The organism is Mucilaginibacter sp., from assembly GCF_036383575.1.
GTDB lineage: Bacteria > Bacteroidota > Bacteroidia > Sphingobacteriales > Sphingobacteriaceae > Mucilaginibacter.
Window position 1 is genome coordinate 1 of record NZ_DASVOB010000825.1, and the last position, 5,078, is coordinate 5,078.

Here is a 5,078-nt window from a genome sequence, read left to right on the forward strand (position 1 = left end):
CCAATTTTATCCCGAAGCGGACGGAAAATAGCTATCGTGGTCATTTCAATAAAAGCAAGGTTCCAGCGTTTGCCCCAAAATTCGGTGAGGCTCATGGCTTTTGCCGGCTGCCTGAACAGGTAGTATGTATTAACCCCCATCAATCGCCACTGCCCCGCCCCTATGCTCAATAACCCAAAATGTAATATCAGGCTCAAAGCCACCAACAACAAAGGGCTTACCAACAAATAAGCTAACCCTGTGTCAAAATGTAACCCCACAATGCCATGCGCCAACACAATAAGCAGTAAACCGCCTATAACCCTGCTAATGCCAAACCTGATCATAGTCCAGGCATGTGGCAAAGCCGGCTGCCCAAGGGTTTCAAAGGGTTGCGCACGCATACCTGCCCAACCGGCGGCAAAGGCCAGCCATGGCATAAATTTAGGTTTCGTTTTTTTGCCGCTGTAATCAACCGTAGCGGTGATCACTTTCATACCGGTAAAAGTTGTGGCAATAATGCCAAGCATTTTAAGTACCGGGTGCTCGTGGTTAAAAATGCAATACACTACAGGGATAACCAGCAGCATTGATAACCAGCCCGGCCAAACCAGTTCACGTTTTACAAATAAAAAACCCAACAGCACCCATGCAAGGTTTATAACCGCGAAGTAAACTATGTGGATCAATGTATTTTGCATGGCTTAGCTTTGAAGATAGTTAACTTTGAAGATAGTTAATATATGCAGCCCAACTGTATACAATACTCAAAAAGACAAAAAGCGTAACCAACACCACCTCGCCCAATTTATGCCATAAGCCCTTGGAAAAAGTTGCCCTATCAAAATAAAAGAACTGGATCAATACCCTTGAGATCCAATACACGGCAATAAAAGCGGTAAGTAGCGTAGCCAGTCTTGAACTATTACTCAACTCTCGATAACAAAATACCGAAACCAGGCCGAAACACAGGTTAATGACCAATATATACGCCGCATACGTCCAGAACATCTGTTTAATGAGGGTTTGAACTTTCTCCAGTTCTCCCCGCCAGTTCAGGATGCGCGGAATGGCGAAACTCCCTATCACCAGAGCGATTTGGGCGAGGCCTGCAAGGCGAAGAAGTAATTGAATGTTCATCGAGAACAAATATACTTATTTTATTGAATTTTCAAAAAATACTGAAAATAAAGAATACGAACAAGAGCCTGTCACCCCGAGCAGTCGAAAGGTCGCGCGTAGAGGCCTGCCCAACATGCTTCGAGGACATCAGCAGGACAGCCCTTTTTATCATCTCATAGGTAGCTTGCTTTAAGAGCTCACGGGCAAGCCTTGAATCACGCATACTTAACATATTAGGTACCCAGCTAAATTCTACACGACCCGGATTTTAAAAACAGGATCCTATTTTTCCACAATCAAACTCACATAACTCGTGGCCTCCACCTTAAACTTAGCTATGCCATTATTTATCGCAACCGGGGTTTTCTCCATTTGATGCCCCTTATCCGTCAAATACAACACACCTTTCGTTACCATTTGAGGCAAACCGCTGAGGGTAACCTGCCGTGTTGCACCATTATTTACCATGTGCACAACATAGGCATGTTTGCTGTTGTTGCCCAGGGCTGCTACCGAAAGGTATTTACCGTTGTTACTAATAGGCATGGCGTAAACATCCTCAGGTGTTGAAGCTAATTGTTTCAGGTTCCAAAAGCGCTGGGTTGGTGCCAAAGGTGCATTATTGCCGAAAATGCCGCCGCCAACAAGCGGCGAATAATCGGCAGTGAGTTGCCATTGCAGTATGGTGAGCGGCTGGCAGATGGCCAGCAGGCGGGTATACAGGTTAATTTCTTCAAGGGCGTAGGTTTGTTCTTCAAAAATGGCCGGATAGTTCCAGGCGGCGGCGTCAATACTCCCCTCACCTACTATTAACGGCAGGTTCATTTTTTTTGCAGCCTCAGCCCATTTTTGTAATATCGATGTGTCCCAGCCTCGCCACGAATGGAAAGAAATCGCGCCGATATATTGTCGTGCAGCCGGGTCGGCCATGGCCGGGTAGATAAACTCGTAAGTAGTGGCATCGGAATTATCACCTAACAACAATTTGGTTTTTAATCCCCTTGATACAAAATAAGCGCCGAGGCCTTTGATCAGATCGGCATGTTGTAGACCTGTTTGACGAATATTGATACCCAGATCCGACTCATTAAACGAAAAAAGTTTCACATCAACGCCATAGGCATCGTGCAGGTAAACAATATAATCCGCAATGGATTTGTAGGCAGCATCGATGTTGCCGTAATTTAACGGGTTACCCCAGGGCTCACCCGGCTGATGCCTGAACCGGGGTTTACCCTCAATGGCCCAATCAGGTGCCGACCACGCCGTCAGGATCACCGGGATATTCATTTTACTTAAGCGCTGTGCCATTTCCATGGCTTTCTGAACTGCAGGGTGCAGCTTGTTGTCTTTTGCGTTTTCGGTTGGGTCACTATCTTTTTCCGGCTGCCAAAAGCGCCAGGGCATTTCAACCCGGCTCCAGGCAACGCGCAAATTATTAAGACTATAGTCAATCACCTGCGGATCGGTTTTGGGGTTCTGGATCCTGAAATTACCACCGAAACCGGCAAAGAGCCTGCCGCTTTGGAGCGTATTGAGCTTTAAAGTAACCGGCGCATTATCAATTTTGCCCGATGCGGTAAGATTATATGTTTTAACAATGCCCTGTCCCTTTTTGATATTGCCTTGCACAATGGGCAGGTACAGCAGGTAATCCCCCTTATGTAATTTGCCGGTATCTATCCTCAACGATACCTCCATTGGCTCATCTAACGTGAGTTTAAGCGAGCGGTTCAATGATTTTATTTCGACAGCTTGCGTGTTGCTCTTAAGATATTCGTTCCCCGTGTTAGCTTTCAAGGCATTCAGGTTATGCCAACCGTTATTTAGATTTACCGAAGCGTTGGTATAATCCCCTTTGGGAATCCGCACCACAAAATAAACACCAGTAAGCGTAGTATCAGCATGGGGCATAAAATTAATGGTCACAACAGCACTGCCTGGTTCACCATCGGCTACCCGCTCATTAAAATAAAGACTATCTATCCGGGTTGTAACCAATTGTGTTTTACCCTCCCGATGGTATTTGGGGTTTTGCTCTTCTTTGGCTGTAGCGTGGAGCTTCTTCCAATCTTTGCCGACAACCCTCAAACTTGTTTCAAACTCAAACAACTGCCCTTGTACCCTGATACCGGTGATATTGCCCCAGGGTTCAATCTCTGTTTGGGCGGATGCTTCCCGCGTAAACATCCCCAGAAAAAGCAAAACCAATAACAGGGTTTTATAACTAACAATCGATTTACTTACCTCTACCATTATTGAAAGTTGTAGTTTTTAATTTAAATCATTTACCCAAAACCGACTGGTTCCCTGCCAAATCAACCGCCCTCACAATTAGCCTACCCGTTAAGCCCTTATCCACCATAAAATGATTAAGTGGTGTAAAACCTATGCGTTTGCCATTACTGTAAATATTATAACCCAGCATGCGTTTGTTATCTGTTGAAGCTTGCCATTTTAAAGTACCGGTAGCTTTAATCAGTTTTACTTGCCGTGGTGCAGTGGGTGGCGTTTTATCCGGATCCAGCTGCATAACGCAATTCATCAGCGCACGGAAGGTGTGGTAAGTACCTTTCCAGATCTGCCCTTTGAGCGCGGTTTTATATTGAGGTTGCTTATCAATACCGCCCTGGTACCAATCGCCATGCTCATGATCAATGAGGTAGGTTTGCGTGTATTGCCATAGCGTTTTAAACTTGTCAAAGTATTGGTGCTTATCCTGCGGATACTTAGCGGCCATGATGAGCAGTGTGTTAAGTCCTTCGGCTTGTGCCCACCAGTTTTTGGTATCCTCGGTAATGGTAAGTCCGGGTTTATCTTTAAAGTAATATCCCTCGTCGTAAAAGCCACCCACTTTGTTATCCCAGCCGTTGTCCAGTGCATCATCGACCATCTTTTTGCCGATCTCCAAGGTTTTGGCATCACCCTCTAAACCTAAAGCATGTGAGGCTTCAAGCATCAGGTATGCAGTCTCCACATTATGACCGTATGAAATATGATCAAGACTATGATGCTGTTTATAAACTGCCAAACTCGAGTCTCGGAAAGAAACCGGTGTCCAGTCGGGTTGAAAAAACAGGATGAGGTTACCCTTATCGTTAGTGATCTTATCGCGCACCAGCAGCAACATTTCTTCCAAACGTTCTTTTAGCAGTTTATCGGGCCATACACCATATAGTTCGGTAAACGATTCCAGCAGGTGAATGGATGAGTTTTGATCTTTATAACCAGTTTCGGCAGTTGATTTTATGGTTGCATCCCTAATAATAGGAGTACCGTCACGTTGCATGTGCTGGTAGTAACCTTTATATATCGGATCGTGCGCATGTTTCTCCAGCCACCAAAAACCCTGCTTAGCCAGGTTTAATGCACAGGTATCACCCGATGCCTGGTAATAAGCAGCAAGCGCATAAATGGCAAAGGAGTTTCCATAGGCTTCTTTTGGTGCAAAGCCGCCCTGTTTCGGGTTGCCCTGTTTGTCAGTAAAAATGTAAAAGCCGCCATATTGTTTATCCCAAAACTTGTCCCTCAAAAACTCAAAACCGTGACGGGCCCCTGCTATGTAATATTTTTTGCCAGGGAAAAGCTCAGCGGCTTTACTGTTGCTCCAAACATGACGTGCCTGGGTCACAATCATTTTATCCTGGTTACCGGTGGGTCTAAAATCAAAAGTGAATGCGCTCAAAAAGCCGCCATCGGCAGTATCAATAGCTGCGGGGTACCAGGGCTTGAGCAATTCGTCAACCATGGATTTTTGTATTTCATGGGCTATCTTTTGTTTTTCGCTCTTACTATTTTGAGCAAACACCACAGACACAGTACCTATTAAAGCCGAAAGCAACGTGATCTTCAATTTCATAAGCTTACTTTTTATTTAAAACATGATCGGCCGCTAAAACTAAAAACAGGTAGTCGGTTGTGCCACCGCCCAAAACGTATTCGCCCTGTTGCCATAGGTAAGGCCAGTTAAGCAGTTC

4 protein-coding genes are annotated in these 5,078 nt (G+C 45.2%); all 4 read right to left on the minus strand.

Annotated features, from left to right (window positions below; all coding sequences use genetic code 11):
* Window positions 1-680, minus strand: a 680-nt coding sequence (locus VF500_RS29095; RefSeq protein ID WP_330863014.1) for a hypothetical protein, incomplete at its 3' end; no start/stop codon positions are given.
* 19 nt (window positions 681-699) lie between these two features.
* Window positions 700-1,119: a hypothetical protein gene (locus tag VF500_RS29100; protein ID WP_330863015.1), complete on the minus strand. Its 420-nt coding sequence runs from the start codon at window positions 1,117-1,119 to the stop codon at window positions 700-702.
* A gap of 264 nt (window positions 1,120-1,383) precedes the next feature.
* On the minus strand, window positions 1,384-3,357 hold the full coding sequence (locus tag VF500_RS29105; protein ID WP_330863016.1) for a hypothetical protein: 1,974 nt from the start codon (window positions 3,355-3,357) through the stop codon (window positions 1,384-1,386).
* 28 nt (window positions 3,358-3,385) lie between these two features.
* The gene (locus VF500_RS29110; RefSeq protein ID WP_330863017.1) at window positions 3,386-4,960 is read right to left on the minus strand and encodes an AGE family epimerase/isomerase; all 1,575 of its coding nucleotides are present in this window, start codon (window positions 4,958-4,960) and stop codon (window positions 3,386-3,388) included.
* Window positions 4,961-5,078: the final 118 nt, after the last annotated feature.

Bases quoted from the DNA above. Each gene is read 5' to 3' on its own strand.
- VF500_RS29100 (WP_330863015.1), bottom strand. From the start codon at position 1,119: ATGAACATTCAATTACTTCTTCGCCTTGCAGGCCTCGCCCAAATCGCT.
- VF500_RS29105 (WP_330863016.1), bottom strand. From the start codon at position 3,357: ATGGTAGAGGTAAGTAAATCGATTGTTAGTTATAAAACCCTGTTATTG.
- VF500_RS29110 (WP_330863017.1), bottom strand. From the start codon at position 4,960: ATGAAATTGAAGATCACGTTGCTTTCGGCTTTAATAGGTACTGTGTCT.